The organism is Psychroserpens luteolus, assembly GCF_021032705.1.
Classification (GTDB): Bacteria; Bacteroidota; Bacteroidia; order Flavobacteriales; family Flavobacteriaceae; genus Psychroserpens; species Psychroserpens luteolus.
In genome coordinates this window covers 735,669-752,435 of sequence record NZ_JAHVXI010000001.1, presented here as the reverse complement: position 1 = coordinate 752,435, position 16,767 = coordinate 735,669, and the positions used below count along the sequence as shown (strand labels likewise).

Genomic DNA, 16,767 nt, shown 5'->3' with positions numbered 1-16,767 from the left:
ATATAAATTATGTGCGGAATTACAGGAGTTTATTCTATAAATACTATTCCAGATTTGGAAAAAAGGATTCAAAAAATGAATTCTTCTATTCAACATAGAGGACCTGATTCAGATGGCTATTATAAAGATAATAATTTTGTTATAGGGCATAGAAGATTAAGTATTATTGACACTCGAGAAATCTCTAATCAGCCAATGCATTCAAATAGTAATGATTGGCATTTAGCTTTTAATGGTGAGATCTACAATTTTGCAGAAATTAAGACGAATCTTAACTATGATTTTAAGACAACTTCTGACTCAGAAGTTATAATTGCTGCTGTTGAAGAAAAAGGAATGGATTGGTTCTTAACTCAGGCTAATGGAATGTTTGTAATAGCATTGTATAATTCAAAAACCAAAATACTCTATTTAGTTCGAGATCGATTAGGGATTAAACCACTTTATGTCCATAGTTCTAATGGTAATTTTGTCTTTTCTTCTGAAATTAAAGGGATACTCTCAAGTGGTTTAGTGGATGCTAAATTTAATGAAGAAGCAGTAGATGAGTATTTAGCCAATCGATACATTAGGTCTCCCTATACGTTTTTTGAAAACATATTTCAGGTACCTCCAGGCACCTATGTGACCATTGATGAAAAACTCACTAAAAAGGAATTTGAGTATTGGAATATTCCTTCAGAATTCAATATGTCAACAACATATAATGAAGATGAGGTTTTAGAAGGTTTAGATGAAGAACTAAACAAAGCTATTAAATATAGGCTTATTGCTGATGTTCCATTAGGAACCTATTTAAGTGGTGGTGTAGACTCAAGCCTTATTACAGCAATAACGGCTTTAAATAAAAATGAAAAAGTGAATACCTATACCATTGGTTTTGAAGAACTAAATGAATTTGAGTATTCTAAAGTCATTGCGAATCAATACAACACAGATCATCATGAAATATTGATGACAAAAAAAGACTACATTGATAACTGGGAACGACTTATAAATTTTAAAGACGCACCTCTAGGTGTTCCAAATGAAATTCCGTTGGCAGTAATGTCTAGTAAGTTGAAAGAAAAAATAACCGTCGTATTGTCTGGTGAGGGAGCTGATGAATTAATGGGCGGATATGGACGTATATTTAGAGCGCCTTTTGATTATAAAAATGAAGATAGTAAAGCATCTTTTTACGATTACTTTATATCTAAATACGATTATGTTCCTCGATCAATGCGTGACGAATTAATTAATACACCAAAGAATTATAGGTCACAGTTTGACGAAGAAATTAAAAATGAATTTAAAGATAGACCTAATGAAGAAAATGTATTTAAGTTTTTTCATAAATACCATGTAAAAGGTCTATTGCAAAGGGTTGACATGACAACGATGCAAACATCTGTTGAGGCTCGTGTTCCATTTTTAGACCATAACCTAATAGAGTATTCATATCGTCAAGTGCCTTATGAATTAAAGCTTCGCTGGAATGATGAAACAGCTAAAGAACGAGCATCAAAAATGAGTTCTAATGACTATAGCGAAGTATTAGATACTCCAAAATATTTATTGAGAAAATTATCGTATAAGTATCTTCCTAAAGAGATTATAGAACGAAAAAAAGTTGGGTTTCCTGTTCCACTTACAGAGTGGTTTGAAAATCTAGAGTCGTTAGCAGAAGAACTTTTACCTAAAGCCAACTGGTTAAAAGAAGGTGTTGTTCAAGAGTTGATAGAAAAAAGTAAAACAGAAACTAGAGCTGGACAAATTTTATGGATGTTTATTAATATAGAATTGTTCAAAAAGAATTATTTTAACAAAAATTGGAGGTGGTAATATAATTTTATAGAGTATGTATAAAAGAGGAGATGAAAAAACAACAATTGGTTACACTTCAGGAGTGTATGACTTATTCCATATTGGACATTTAAATTTAATTAAAAATGCAAAAGGCTTATGTGATAAACTTATAGTAGGTGTTACTTCTGATGAGCTCGTTGCTTATAAAAACAAAAAAGCGGTTATTAGACATTCTGAACGAATGGAAATAGTGAGAAACATAAAACATGTTGATGCTGTTGTTCCTCAAAACGATATGGACAAATTTAAAATGTGGGAACGTTTAAAGTTTGATGTCATGTTTGTGGGAGATGACTGGTTTGAAAGTGAAAAATGGAAAGAACTTGACACGAAATTTAAAGAAGTTGGTGTTAAAATCATCTATTTCCCATATACCGAAGGGACATCATCTACATTAATCAATGAAACATTATCTAAACTCAGAGAATCATAACTTTTTGAAAATCAAACATGTTAAAAAAAGTACTTGTTAAAAGCATAATATTTTTATGCCAAATATTTTCAAAGAAAGAGCAAAAAATAGTATACCATAGTTTTCCTGATTTTTCTGATAATAGTTTTGCGACTTTCATATATGTAGCAGAGCATTTTAAAACGTATAAAAATGTATGGTTAGTAGATAACTATGCTTCAAAAGAAAAGTTTTTAAAACTCACTGCTAACTATACAAAAACAAATAACTTAATTATTGTGAAAAAGAAGTCTATTACAGGCTTCTTTCATTATTTTACTGCCAGTATTATTTTTCATACTCATGGGTTATATAATTTTTTGGGATTAATTCCTTGTCAAAAAAAAATTAACCTATGGCATGGTATGCCTATCAAAACCATTGGTTATTTAGATGATCCAAATAGTAAAAATGTACAGCTTTCAAATGTCCATTTAGCAACATCACCATTTTATCAAAAAATATTAGCAAAAGCCTTTGGTGTTACGCAAGATGAAATATTAATTGCAGGTCAGACACGAAATGATTTTTTATTTGAAAATAAATTTTCAATCCACGAATTATTCAACGATACAAAGCAGTATAATAAAACCATATTATGGATGCCAACGTTTAGAAAATCTGTGGTTGGAGATTTAAGGGTAGATGGTGAAATAGATGGTGAAAATGATTTCTTTAACGAATCAAGTTTGAGTAAAATTAATGGATTATTAGAAAAGAACAACTCAATATGTTACGTTAAACTGCATCCAATGGATTATAGAACAATTGATGCGTTTAAAACCTATTCTAATATTCGTTTTATAGACAACTCTTCTTTTGAGGATAAGGCAATCAACATGTACTCTACATTTAATTCAGTTGATATTCTATTAACCGATTTTTCTTCAATTTATATTGATTTTTTGCTTCTAGATAGACCTATTGGATTTGTGTTTTCAGATTACGAAGCATTTAAAAACTCTAGAGGCTTCTTATTTCCTGACCCAATAAAACATATGCCTGGTGAAATAATAACGACTTTAGACAAATTAGAAGTATTTTTAACTAATACAATAGAGTCTGGTCAAGATGATTATGCCGATAAAAGAAAGGCTGTTAAAAATAACTTTCATGAATACAATAATAATTTTTCAAAAGCTTTGTTAGAGAAGCTAATAGAAGGAGAAAATCTAACGTCGAAGAATAACTAGATGAATTTTTTAAAAAATAAAGATTACCGAATAATAATAGAAAACTTTTCATACTTGAGTGTATTGAAAGTTTTTAATATTGGGTTTAAATTTATTTTAGTAGCATACTTAGTTAGAGTTTTAGGCACAGAACTTTATGGTGTTTTAACATGGTCTGATTCTATAATCCAATTCTTTTTGATGTATATAAATTTTGGGTTTAATGTCTATGCAGCAAAATATATTGTAGATCATAGAGATGATAAATCGATTATAAATGAAGTTGTATCTTCAATATACATAATTAAATCTGTTCTTTTTCTATCCTCATTTTTATTGCTTTTAATAACGGCAATATTTGATCCAATTGCTCAAAGCCTAGATCTATTATATCTTATGCTAATTATGGGAATTGGTGAAGTGTTATTTCCAATTTGGTTTTTCCAAGGCATAGAAAAATTAAAACTAGCAACTATAATCGTTTTTATTTCGAGATTGTTTATTGTAGTAACTACATTTCTATTTGTAAACAGCCCTGATGATATTTTTCTTTATGTAGGTTTAATTGTTATTTCTAATGTTATTATGGGTGTTTTAGGGGTTTATACCATTAAGAAATATTATGACATTAGTTTTTACTTGGTAAAGGTCAAAACCATCTTAAAGTATTTTAATGCTGCAGTAATGTTCTTTTTTGGACGGTTTTTATTACTGGTATTTAATTTTGGTACTATTTTTCTAATTGGTGTTTATGCTTCTATGGATGATGTAACAGGTTTTGATATTGCATCAAAAATAGTGATGTTAACCGTCATTCCTTTTGAAATGCTGCAACAGGCAGTTTTTCCTACCATATCTAGAACGATGGATAAAAAACTATTAACAAAACTTGTCTTTTTTAGTTTTGGGATTGGGTTAATTTTTATGATAGCAATTAATTTATTCTCATCTCAATTAGTGCTCCTTTTTGGAGGCGAAGAACTGTTAGTTTATACAGATACGTTGAATTTTTTAAGCCTTCTAACACCTATTATATCTGTCACATTTATACTAGGTAGTTGTGGCTTAGTTGCTTTTGGGTTTTTTAAAGAATATAATTTTTCATTATTAATTTCATCGGTTGTCTATATAGTCATCGTATTATTTTTATATTTAGTTGATGAAATCACATTTTGGAACTTAATTTATTTAAGGGTCTTTTCAGATTTCGTTCTTGTATGTATAAGAGCTTTTTATTCAATTAAAAGAAAAGTTCTGTTTCAAAAAACATCTGTATAATGAGAGGAAAGGTCTTTTTTTTATTACTCTACTTTGTCATTTTTATGCCTTTGCTCATTTTTACGCAAGTTCCTATAATACTCAAAGTGCTTTTTTCACTTAATTTCATGGCGATATTTATTATGTCTGTCATGTATCTTTTTAAAGACAGAAGATATTCTCCAATATTAGCTGCTTATATTGTTTTTAACTTCTTGTTTTTTATTATAGCGCCTATGCTTCAAATACATGAGGTTTTTGTGACAAACGATTTAAGAATGCCTACTAAACTTATTTACAAGGATCACTTAATGATAAAAACCAGTGTTTTTATACTTATTTTCAATATTGTTTTCTTTGTCTCTTATCGTTATTTTATTTCGAGAAAAGTTGTTTTGAAACCTTATAAAAAAGATAAATACTTACCGGTGCATCTTATAGTTTTGTTTGGCGTTTGCTTAATCATTTTTGCACTTAATTACGATTATATTACTACAGAGTATATTGAACATAACTACAAGGTCAATAAAGAGATATCAAAATCTGCACTTTTACTTAAAGAGAAAATTCTTTTAATGATTCCATTTCCTCCTTTTCTCTTGAGTGTTTACTATATCAGAAAAACTAAAAAGAAAAGCAACAATTATTACTTAATAATCATTTTATCAGTATTATTTCTTGTTTTATTATTGGCCATAAAAAACCCACTAACCGAAAAACGAAATGCGTTAGGACCTATATATTTGACCATTATCTTTTTTGTAATGCCAAAATTGCTTAATACAAACTTTAAGTCGTTACTCTTTCTGTTCTTTGCTATGGTTATAGTTTTTCCAACCATTTCACTCATAACACATTCAGGGTATTCGTTAGAACAGTTAAAAAACAAACCTGAGCTATTATTTTACCAACTAAGAAATCATGGTATTTCTAACACCTTTACAACTTTAAACTATGATGCCTTTATAAATTTTGCTGCCACAATAGAATATGTTGAGGGAGACCGTTTGTCTTATGGAGAACAATTATCTGGAGGTGTCTTTTTCTTTGTCCCCAGAAAAATATGGACGAATAAGCCTATATCATCTGGTGAGTTTGTGGGTGAATATTTGAAAAAAGAATATGGTGACGAAAGAAGCTTTACCAATCTGTCTAATCCATATGTTTCAGAAGGATATATTAATTTTGGACTATTAGGTGTTGTCATATTTGCCATAGCTTTAGCTTATTTTTTATATATAATGGTCATTTGGTTAAATGGATTTGACCCGCTTAAAATAGCCGCAGGATTTTATGCATCAATGCACATGCTATTTTTCTTAAGAGGAGATTTTACAAGTGGTTTTGCTTTTCTTTCAGCTAGCTTTTTCGTTATTTTAGTAATACCAAAACTCTATTTTATTCTATTTAGAGCCGCATTAAAAAAACAATCGCAAAATGCCGAATAGTAAATCCAAATTAGCAAACTCATTATTAATTTTTTTTTTAATAATTAATAGTGCAATCCTTTTAGTGCCCGATAAACTCAAAGGGATTCCTGTTATTGGACTTTTACTGAGTGCGATATTTTATTTTATAATTAATAAATCAGACAAAAGTCTCAATCTTAAGTTATTCAAAATAGCGACCAGTTTCTTTCTCGTTTTATTAATAAGTATTTCATATTCAGAAAACACTAGTTACGCCTTTAGAAAATTAGAGACGAGCTTATCTCTTTTGGCATACCCTTTGGTATTTATGCTATTATATAACTGTAAAGAAAAGTTAGATAAAAGGGTCATAAATACCCTAAAGTGGGTGTTTATTATCACATTAGCGTTTTTCTTAACTTCAACCTTTACGTACTATTTTTTAACCGAACCATACTTTACATTTAAGGGTACTATTATTCACTACCATACTTTAGTTGACCTAAGAATTATTGGTTACGAAATACACTCTATTTACCTATCAATGCACATTGGAGTAGGAATCCTCTTTTTGATAGAGATGATTTCCAAAACAAAAAAGACTAAGATTTTCTGTCATTTACTTTTACTTGTACTATTTTTTGTTTTTCTAGCCGTATTAAATAAAAGAGGCCCAGTAATAGCAATAGGTATCGTTGGGGCGATCTATCTTATTAGAAGTAAAGTTAAAACGAAAGCAGTAGTATACGTGTCGACCTTAACCGCTGTCTTTATTTTAGCAATGTTATTTATTCCTAAGTTTAATAATATAAATAGATTTAAAGAACTAATAGATATTGAAGGATTAAAAACAAACCCTAACTCGTCTACAGCTTTACGACTTAGTATTTATAATTGCGCTTTTAAACAAGCAGTTAAATCTCCAATTATAGGCTATGGCTGGGGAGATGTAAAAGGTGTTTTAGATGATTGCTATCAGGAAGAAAACCCTAACTTGTTATTAAAAAACTATAATACCCATAATCAATTTTTAAGTGTTCTTTTATCTACAGGTATCATTGGGCTAATAGTCTTCTTGTTTTATTTTTATTATCTCTTTAAATTTTCGAATAAAAATAGTAATCACTTATTGTTTTTTCTATTATTGTACTTTGGTTTAAATATGCTTTCTGAAAACATCCTAGAGCGTGAAGATGGTGTTATTTTCTTTTCGTTTTTTATTAATTTATTTTTGTTCAATTCAGAAACGGAAACAGACAAAATAACTGAAGAGCAATAGTGCCAATTATTTTATCAAATTTTTATAATGAACGTTATACACGTATTAGAAGATTTTTCATTCCAAAGTGGGGGTATTAGAACTGTCGTTTTAGATCTACATACAAGACTATTAAACAACAATGTCAATTCTAAAATATTAAGCACTCAAAAAGAAGAAGGAGATGAGATCATAAAAGTTGATGGAGATACAGCACCTTGGCGATATTCAAAAAACTTAAAAAGCACTTTAAAGCACTTGCTTGCAAAAAATGAAATCGATCTTATTCATATTCATGGTGTTTGGATGTATCCACAATATGCCGCTGCAAAATTTGCAAAACAACATAACATCCCCTTTTTAATTACTTGTCATGGGATGTATGAACCTTGGTTATGGTTTCAAGGAACACTAAAAAAGAAATTATATTTTAATCTGGTTGTCAAATCTGTGTTTTCTAAGGCTGATTTTTTACATGCTATTACAAGTAATGAAGCTAAAGAAATAAAAATACTATTCCCTAAAACACCAATTGTAGAGATTCCAAATCTAATAGAATCTAATACTGTCATTGAAGATTATTACAATAATAAGGAAAAGTATGTTTTGTATGTTGGAAGGCTAGATCCTAAAAAAGGAATAGACCTTTTAATTAAAGCTTTTGCAAATTTAAATCCTATAGATTTTAAGTTAAAAATCGCAGGAACTTTTAATGATTATAAACAAGAGCTAGACGAACTAGTCGATACACTTGGACTAAAAAACAAAGTTGAGTTTTTGGGTTTAATTACTGGCGAAGAGAAAGTAAAACTGTTTAAAGATGCTTTTATTTTTGTTGCACCTTCACACTCTGAAGTTGTTGGAATGGTCAACCTAGAAGCAGCTATATTCAAAACACCAGTTATTACAACATTCCAAACGGGATTAAAAAAAGAATGGTCTAACAACGGAGGGCTGTTAGTTAACCCTATTTTAAACGAGATAGAATATGCGTTAAAAACAGTACTTGCTTGGACATTCGAAGAAAGAAATCAAAACGGACTTAAACTGCATGATTTCGTTTTAAAAGAGTATTCTTGGCAATATCGATTTAAAGATTGGCTTAAACTATACAAGCGTATGTTAAAATAAGCCATTAATTTGTTATTAGATTTAATAAAACGCGAGTTTTTCTATTTTGTATACAGATAAACAAAGGATAATTTTATCTTTGGGATTATTTTAAAGTTGAATAAGTTATTGCTAGGTTACCTTGAAATTTGGAACAAGAAACTACAATTCCTTACAATTAGAGTAAAGCATATAATTGATGTATCAAAACCTAAAAAAATTTAAAGTCCCAAAAGACTTTAGAGGAAAATCAAAAATTGTTGTTCAACTTTGGTGGATTGTGGAAAAAACACTTTTTGCCTGGTCTCCTCAATTTTTTTATGGGTGGCGACGCTTTTTGGCTAAACTTTTTGGAGCTAAAATTGGTAAAAATGTATTGCTTAGGCCAAGTGTAAAAATGACTTATCCATGGAAGGTCTCTATTGGAGATAACAGTTGGATTGGTGATGACGTTGTCTTGTATTCTCTAGGAGAAATAGAAATTGGCAGTAATACAGTCATATCTCAAAAAGGGTATATTTGTACAGGCTCTCATGATTATAACAAAACAGATTTTCCGATATATGCTAAAAAGATTAGCATAGGAAATGAATGTTGGCTAGCTACAGATGTTTTTGTAGCACCAGGAATTTCTATTGGTGATGGCACTGTTGTTGGAGCAAGAAGTTCAGTTATCGATAATTTAGATGGTTTTTCTGTCTTCGTTGGCTCTCCTGCTAAATTTTTAAAGAAACGATAGCTTGAAGAAAAATAATGTCACTGTTATTGGAGTTAACTATTCGCCCGAGGATAGTGCCATTGGCTTATATACAACTCAAAAAGCTGAATACTTAGTTTCAAAAGGGTATAACGTATCAATTATAACTGGTTTCCCATATTACCCGCAATGGAAAATAAGATTAGATTATAAGGATAAAAAACGATGGTATAAAGAAGTTATTAATGAGGTAACGGTCTACAGATATAAGCAATATGTACCTTCAAACCCTTCTTTTTCCAAACGGATTATACATTTGCTTAGTTTCACCTTCGGAAATATCATTAACCTATTTAAAATTGATAGACCAGATCACGTAATCTGTATCGTTCCTTTTACCTCGTCTATTTTACTTGGTTGGTTTTTAAAACTGAGATATCGATCAAAATTGTGGATTCATATACAAGATTTCGAGTTTGATGCCGCTATAGATTCTGGTTTATTAAGTAGCAATAAATCGATCTTTATAAAGATGATACTTTGGCTAGAAAGAGTATTACTTAAAAAAGCAGATACCATTAGTACCATAAGTAACGGAATGCTTAAAAAATTAAACTCTAAGGTCAATAATAGAAAAACATACTATTTAACCAATTGGCTTGACACCTCAAAATTTAGAGTAAAAACAGATAAAACTCACGCACATTTAACTTCGGAAAAATTTAAAATTTTATACTCTGGAAATATAGGTGCTAAACAAGACTGGGATTTTTTCTTTAAAGTTTTGGACCAACTACAATCACTTAGCGATATAGAAGTAATCGTTGTAGGTGAAGGAGCCGAAAAAGAAAAAGTTGTAGAGAAGATCAAAACATATGACTTTGTTAAACATTTTAACTTGGTGCCTTATGAAGAACTTCCTTTACTTTTATCAAGCGCAGATGTTCATTTTCTATTTCAAAAAAGTGATGTCATAGATACTGTAATGCCTTCAAAGCTATTAGGTATGATGGCAAGTTCAAAACCATCAATTGTTACAGGAAACAAAGACTCAGAAGTCGCTACAGTATATAAAGACTCTCAAGGTGGATATTACTTTAGTGACAACTCAGTAGATGAAGTAGTGAATTGCATTAAAACATTAAAAAGCGATAAGAGTCTTTGCGAAAATCTAGGCGAAAATGCCGAGACTTATGTGGTGAAAAACTACTCAAAAGAAAACATCTTAGACCGCTTTATTCTTGAACTAGAAAAGTAAACCTTCTTTTTAGATTAAATTATTATTATCTACCACCTTTATTTTTCTATTTTTGCTTTTAAATAATATAATTAATGAAAATATCAGTAATTGGCACTGGTTATGTAGGCTTAGTAACAGGGACATGTTTAGCAGAAACAGGAAATGAAGTACTTTGTATAGATATTGACCAGAGCAAAGTGGAACAAATGCAAAAAGGCATCGTTCCAATATACGAGCCCCATTTAGATGTTTTGTTCGAACGTAATATCAAGGCTAACAGACTAAAGTTTTCTACATCATTAGCTGAAGGATTAGATCATGGAGATATCATTTTTTTAGCATTACCAACACCTGAAGATGAAGATGGATCAGCTGATTTATCTTATGTTTTAGGGGTAGCTAAAGACATTGGAAAACATATAAAAGACTATAAAGTTATTGTCGACAAAAGCACAGTCCCAGTAGGAACTTCAGATAAAGTAAAAGCAACGATCTCTAATGAAACTACAGTAGAGTTTGATGTGGTTTCTAATCCAGAATTTTTAAGAGAAGGATTTGCAGTAGACGATTTTTTAAAACCAGAACGAATTGTGGTTGGATCTAGTTCAGAAAGAGCCACAAAACTCATGGAAAAACTATACAAACCTTTTGTGCGATCTGGAAATCCAATTATCATAATGGACGAACGCTCTGCCGAACTTACTAAGTACGCAGCAAATTCATTTTTAGCGACTAAAATTACGTTTATGAATGAGATTGCTAACTTTTGCGAAAAAGTTGGAGCAGATGTTGATAAGGTACGTGTAGGAATGGGTACAGACTCTCGTATTGGTAAACGCTTTTTGTTCCCAGGAATTGGATATGGAGGGTCTTGCTTCCCTAAAGATGTTAAGGCATTATTCAAATCTGGTCAAGATAACGACTATGAGTTTGATATCTTAAAATCGGTGATAAAAGTTAATGATACTCAAAAGAAAATATTAATGCCAAAGATTATGTCTCACTTTAGTAACTCTTTAAAAGGAAAGACATTTGGTATTTGGGGACTAGCATTCAAACCCGAAACCGATGATATTAGAGAAGCACCATCGTTATACATGATCGAAGAGTTGTTAAATCAAGGTGCTTCATTGCGAGTTTTTGACCCTGAGGCCATGTCTAATGTTGAAAGGAAATTAGGAGACAAACTCTATTATGCAAAGAATATGTATGATGTTTTAGATGATGTTGATGCTTTGATTATCTGTACAGAATGGAGTATATTTAGAACACCAGATTTTAATAAGTTAAAATCAAAAATGAAAGCACTAAACATTTTTGATGGACGAAACTTATATGACGTAAAAGATGTGAAAAATGAAGGATTTCACTACGCATCAATAGGAAGAAATACTGAAATTTAAATGAAAAATGTACTTATAACTGGAGCCGCAGGTTTTTTAGGCTCACACTTGTGTGATCGCTTCATAAAAGAAGGGTTTTATGTTATTGGTATGGATAATTTTATTACTGGTGATATCCGTAATTTAGAACACCTACAGTCTCATCCAAATTTTGAGTTCATAGAACATGATGTAACACAACATATTACTATTGAAAAACCTTTAGATTATATATTACATTTTGCATCGCCTGCTAGTCCAATAGATTATTTAAAAATCCCAATTCAAACCTTAAAGGTAGGCTCATTAGGAACACATAACTTATTAGGTTTAGCAAAAGTAAAAAAAGCAAGGCTTTTAATTGCTTCAACATCAGAAGTTTACGGAGACCCTCTAGTGCATCCGCAAAACGAATCTTATTATGGTAATGTAAATACTATTGGACCTAGAGGGGTTTATGATGAGGCCAAACGTTTTCAAGAATCGATAACAATGGCATACCATAGGTTTCATGGATTAGAAACTAGAATTGTTCGTATTTTTAACACCTATGGCCCAAGAATGAGACTAAATGATGGAAGAGTAATACCTGCCTTTATGGGGCAGGCACTTAGAGGAGAAGACTTAACTGTTTTTGGAGATGGTTCACAAACACGATCATTTTGTTATATTGATGATCAAGTTGAAGGGATTTATAAATTATTACTTAGTGATTATGTGTATCCAGTAAATATTGGAAACCCTAACGAAATCTCTATAAGTGATTTTGCCGAAGAAATAATAAAGCTTACCAATACATCGCAAAAAGCAGTGTATAAAGATTTGCCTGTTGATGATCCAATGCAAAGGCAACCCGATATTTCCTTAGCAAAAAAGTTGTTAAATTGGGAGCCAAAAGTGAGTCGAGAGGAAGGCATGAAAAAGACTTATGCGTATTTTAAGAGCCTATCAAAAGAAGATTTATTTAAAAGAGATCACAGAGATTTTTCTAAACACATAAAACCATAATTTGAGCTTATTTAAACAAGGACGATATTCGGGATATTTAAGGCCAATTTCATATTTAATTGATTTAAGTATTGTTAATGGTCTTGCTATCTTATATTTTTTCCAAAATACGGATCCGATTATTTTTATAGTGTTCGCGTTAGTGTCTTGGGTGACTCTGTCTGTTTATTCTAAGTTTTATGATGTTTATAGGTATACAAGAGAGGTAAAGATTTTTTCTTTAATTCTTACACAAATGGTACTATTTACCTTAATAGTATTTGCTTTTTCAGGGTATTATCATGATTTAAACATTTATCCAATAACAATATTCAAGTATATTTTTGCGGTCTTTTTAGGGATAACGTTTTTTAAGTTTGCTATTTATTATTTACTTCAAAAATACCGTGTATCATTTGGTGGAAACTTTAGGCGAACAGTGATTTTTGGAGCCAACAAAAAAACACAAGCCCTAGAAACCTTTTTCAACAAAAACCCTGAATATGGTTACGTTCACGTCAATACATTTAGCATTAAAGAAAAAAAGGAAACACTAGAAGATTATTTCGCCTATATCAAAAAAGAGGATATAGATGAAATCTACTGTTCTATTTCCGAATTGTCCAACCAACAAATTAGTGATATTGCTAATTTTGCAGATAACAATCTTAAAATATTAAAGTTTTTACCAGACAACAAGGAGATTTATTCTAAGAAATTAAAATATGAGTATTATGATTATATACCTATTTTATCGCTTAGAAACATACCGTTAGAAGAGTCATTTAATATGGTGATTAAGAGAACTTTTGATATTATTTTCTCAAGTTTAGTGATTATCTTTATTTTATCATGGTTAACCCCAATAATTGCAATCTTGATTAAGTTAGAATCAAGAGGACCTGTATTTTTTAAACAGTCTAGAAATGGTTTTAATTATAAGGAATTCGATTGTTATAAATTTAGATCAATGACACCTAATAAGGATGCACACCTGTATCAGGCAACACGCGGTGATCAACGAATTACTAAAATTGGGAAATTTATTAGAAAAACAAGTATCGATGAACTTCCTCAATTTTTTAATGTTCTATTTGGTGATATGTCTGTAGTTGGACCAAGGCCTCATATGGTGAGTCATACAAATATGTATGCCAAAAAAATTGATAAGTTTATGGTACGACATTTTGTTAAACCAGGCATTACTGGTTTAGCACAAATAAGCGGATTTAGAGGAGAAATAGAAACAGATAAAGATATCATTGGTCGTGTGAAATACGACATCTTCTACATCGAGAATTGGTCAATTTTATTAGATTTAAAAATAATTACCCAAACATTTTTAAATGCCGTAAAAGGGGAAGACAAAGCCTACTAGAGAAGTGGTTTAAGCTTTTCTAATTGATTGCTAAAATTGAAATGGACTAAGGCCTCTTTTTGAATACTTCTTTTTTCTTCTGCCGAAAATGTATTAATTTTAGAAATGACCTTATTTAAATTATTATAATCTCCCGACTTTGCTACCCATCCCAGTTTATGGGCTTCAATAATGCTCTCACCTTCGCCGCCTCCAAAATAAAGCATTGGTAGTCCTAAACGAGCATATTCAAATATTTTTGAAGGAACACTACCATAAATTCTATTTAATAGCGGAATAATTGCAACATCATATTGCACTAAAAGACCATGCAATTCCTCTCTAGTGACATGGCCGTGATAAAAAACAGGCAACTCGGGATGATTAGATAAAAAGTCCTCAATTTTAGATTGCTCAGCTCCAGAACCATAAATATGTAACTCAATATCATTATAATCTAATTCTTGACAGAGTTTATAGATGCCTTGAGCGATACCTAATAAGCCAGCATAAACGACTTTAAGTTTTTTGTGTGTTGTGGTGCCTTTTACGATTTCAGGAGGGTCAAACTCGGGAAAATTACGATATAGAAACGTTCGTTTTTTTGAAAAAAGAGAGGTCACGTGAGTCAATATTTCTTCGCTTTGTCCTAAAACTAAACTTGCTTTTTTGTAATTATAACGTTCTATTCTTTCAAGCATTTTATAACTAAAGTTCTTTTTAAAAGCACCCAATTCTAGACCAGCTATTGGCCAAAGATCACTCACATTTAAAATGAGATTTCTTTTCTTTTTTCTTAAAAAGAACAAACATGTAAACGCAACTAAGAGCGGTGGTGATTGTACAATTACTGTTTTTGGAACTTTATGCCATATAAAAAACCAAACCAAGCTAAAACTATATGACAGCATAGCGATTAGGCGCAATAATTTATTCTTTGAGTTACTAGCATAAATCCAAAGACGATTAACTGTAATGTTATTTTCTACTGAAATATGCTTGAACTTCCCTTTGTAATCTTTAAAGATTTTACCAGTGGGATAATTAGGTAAGGGCGTTAAAACATTGACATTAAAGCCTCTTTTTTGTAGTCCGTCTGCTAACTGAAAAATTCGATTAGAAGCCGCTCCAATTTCGGGAGGAAAGTAACTTGTTATAATAAGAATATCTTTCACTATAATTAGGTTGTATAGAGGTTTTTAGCTCAATGAAAAAACAACTGGTGTTTAAGTTTTTTTCAAGTTGGATTCTATAATCTGAGGTTTGCCAGACTTTGTTGGCTTAATCACATCAACCTCTTCAAATACGATATCTAAACAGTTTTTAGTTAATTTTTGAAGCTTAGATTTAATGTCGTTTAGTATACTCATATCAAATGGCTTTGTTTTATCAACAATGTATTCTATTCGAATACGTTCTAAGTCATTTTGAATAATTTTATACTGTTCTATAGCTTGGTAATATTCTAAAACACCCGTAAAACTATGAATATTAAGTGTAACTCCTTGTGTTGTTTTTATGATATCAGTTTCCCTTCCAACAACTTTTTGTAATAAAGGGTACTGCAATGACATATGTTCAGGATACTTGTCTTTAGGAAGTTTGATAGCTAGGTCTCCCAAGCGATAACGTATTAAAGGCATTGCATAGTTTGTGAGGGAAGTAACTAATACATGTCCCATAACTCCATCATCGACAGGCTTTCCGTCATCATCAACCACTTCAATAAAAACATGAGGAGACATAATACTGTAATAATCAGCATCATGTTTACACGCCATTAATAAACCTTCAGCACAACCATAAGTATCAACTAAAGAGATGTCAGAGCCAAAGGCATTTTTGATGGTAGTTTTATAATGGTCAAATAATTTATCACCAAAGCAGATTACCCCTTTTACGTTTGGCCGTATGTGATGAGATAGACTTGCTTTAGCCAATTGATTTATGACAGAAGGATAACCAGCTATATATATATATTTTTTCTTTTTCACCTTGCGTAAAATAGCTTTTAATTCGGTTTCAGATAAACCAAAAGCTTTGACATAGGTCGTTCTAAAAAAAAGATCCTTTAGATATTTCAAAGTGCTTCGCTTTTGCGAAATTCCAAACTGGAGCAACGAATCCCCAAAACGATACCCACTCCATTGCCACCAATGTGTTTGTAGTGCTCGTAAATAAAACGTATGATCTCTAGTCATGTAAGTAAACGATTGCTGTCCAGTACTTCCGCTACTATGATGCTTATCTAATTTTGAAATGTTACAGGATGAAGATACCAAGTCTTCGGTATGTGTTCTTAAAACAGCCTTAGTTAAAATAGGGAAATCAGTTAAAACCGTTGACTTTTGATCTTTATAGAAAGGAACATTGGTAACGGCATGATCTAAAATACGTTGCAGGTTTTGATTTTGAATACTCCTGAGTTCTGTATTAGATTTAAGATCATTTGTTTTCCACTCTTTAATATACTTTAAATAACTTCCATTAGTAAACGCATCACCAATAGGTAAAATAAAATGCTTTAGCAATGAGTTGTAGAGTGTCATTAGATATTTTTTCAAAACTAATTATTTTTTAAGCGTAAAAGCAATTATTT

Annotated in this window: 14 protein-coding genes; 12 read left to right on the top strand and 2 right to left on the bottom strand. The window is 30.9% G+C overall.

Features of this window, described 5'->3' with window-relative positions:
- The first annotated feature begins 9 nt into the window (after positions 1 to 9).
- From asnB to KWG70_RS03280, 12 genes are all read left to right on the top strand, one after another.
- A complete protein-coding gene (asnB, locus tag KWG70_RS03335; RefSeq protein ID WP_230934580.1) occupies positions 10 to 1,824 on the top strand; it encodes an asparagine synthase (glutamine-hydrolyzing) in 1,815 nt (604 codons plus the stop codon).
- Between the two features lie 16 nt (positions 1,825 to 1,840).
- On the top strand, positions 1,841 to 2,281 hold the full coding sequence (locus KWG70_RS03330; RefSeq protein ID WP_230934579.1) for an adenylyltransferase/cytidyltransferase family protein: 441 nt from the start codon (positions 1,841 to 1,843) through the stop codon (positions 2,279 to 2,281).
- A gap of 17 nt (positions 2,282 to 2,298) precedes the next feature.
- A complete protein-coding gene (locus tag KWG70_RS03325) occupies positions 2,299 to 3,492 on the top strand; it encodes a CDP-glycerol glycerophosphotransferase family protein (RefSeq protein WP_230934578.1) in 1,194 nt (397 codons plus the stop codon).
- Positions 3,493 to 4,749 carry an oligosaccharide flippase family protein gene (locus tag KWG70_RS03320; RefSeq protein ID WP_230934577.1) on the top strand — a complete coding sequence of 419 codons (1,257 nt, stop codon included), beginning with the start codon at positions 3,493 to 3,495 and terminating at the stop codon, positions 4,747 to 4,749.
- A gap of 107 nt (positions 4,750 to 4,856) precedes the next feature.
- Positions 4,857 to 6,176 carry a hypothetical protein gene (locus tag KWG70_RS03315; RefSeq protein WP_230934576.1) on the top strand — a complete coding sequence of 440 codons (1,320 nt, stop codon included), beginning with the start codon at positions 4,857 to 4,859 and terminating at the stop codon, positions 6,174 to 6,176.
- Positions 6,177 to 6,681: 505 nt separating this feature from the next.
- Positions 6,682 to 7,416 carry an O-antigen ligase family protein gene (locus KWG70_RS03310; protein ID WP_230934575.1) on the top strand — a complete coding sequence of 245 codons (735 nt, stop codon included), beginning with the start codon at positions 6,682 to 6,684 and terminating at the stop codon, positions 7,414 to 7,416.
- Between the two features lie 27 nt (positions 7,417 to 7,443).
- A complete protein-coding gene (locus tag KWG70_RS03305) occupies positions 7,444 to 8,526 on the top strand; it encodes a glycosyltransferase (protein ID WP_230934574.1) in 1,083 nt (360 codons plus the stop codon).
- A gap of 178 nt (positions 8,527 to 8,704) precedes the next feature.
- Positions 8,705 to 9,244 (top strand): putative colanic acid biosynthesis acetyltransferase, encoded by a 540-nt coding sequence (locus tag KWG70_RS03300; RefSeq protein WP_230934573.1) that lies wholly within the window; start codon positions 8,705 to 8,707, stop codon positions 9,242 to 9,244.
- 1 nt (position 9,245) lies between these two features.
- Positions 9,246 to 10,460 (top strand): WcaI family glycosyltransferase, encoded by a 1,215-nt coding sequence (locus KWG70_RS03295; RefSeq protein ID WP_230934572.1) that lies wholly within the window; start codon positions 9,246 to 9,248, stop codon positions 10,458 to 10,460.
- A gap of 74 nt (positions 10,461 to 10,534) precedes the next feature.
- Positions 10,535 to 11,845, top strand: coding sequence for a UDP-glucose dehydrogenase family protein (locus KWG70_RS03290; protein ID WP_230934571.1), 1,311 nt, complete (start codon positions 10,535 to 10,537; stop codon positions 11,843 to 11,845).
- Positions 11,846 to 12,832: a UDP-glucuronic acid decarboxylase family protein gene (locus KWG70_RS03285; RefSeq protein ID WP_230934570.1), complete on the top strand. Its 987-nt coding sequence runs from the start codon at positions 11,846 to 11,848 to the stop codon at positions 12,830 to 12,832.
- 1 nt (position 12,833) lies between these two features.
- Complete coding sequence (locus KWG70_RS03280; RefSeq protein WP_230934569.1) at positions 12,834 to 14,189, top strand: undecaprenyl-phosphate glucose phosphotransferase; 1,356 nt, start codon at positions 12,834 to 12,836, stop codon at positions 14,187 to 14,189.
- Here KWG70_RS03280 and KWG70_RS17930 read toward each other — a convergent pair.
- Together KWG70_RS17930 and KWG70_RS03270 are read right to left on the bottom strand one after the other, a co-directional pair.
- Positions 14,186 to 15,343 (bottom strand): glycosyltransferase family 4 protein, encoded by a 1,158-nt coding sequence (locus KWG70_RS17930; protein ID WP_230934568.1) that lies wholly within the window; start codon positions 15,341 to 15,343, stop codon positions 14,186 to 14,188. The genes KWG70_RS03280 and KWG70_RS17930 overlap by 4 nt on opposite strands.
- 51 nt (positions 15,344 to 15,394) lie before the next feature.
- Positions 15,395 to 16,732 (bottom strand): phenylacetate--CoA ligase family protein, encoded by a 1,338-nt coding sequence (locus KWG70_RS03270; protein WP_230934567.1) that lies wholly within the window; start codon positions 16,730 to 16,732, stop codon positions 15,395 to 15,397.
- Between the last annotated feature and the right edge of the window lie 35 nt (positions 16,733 to 16,767).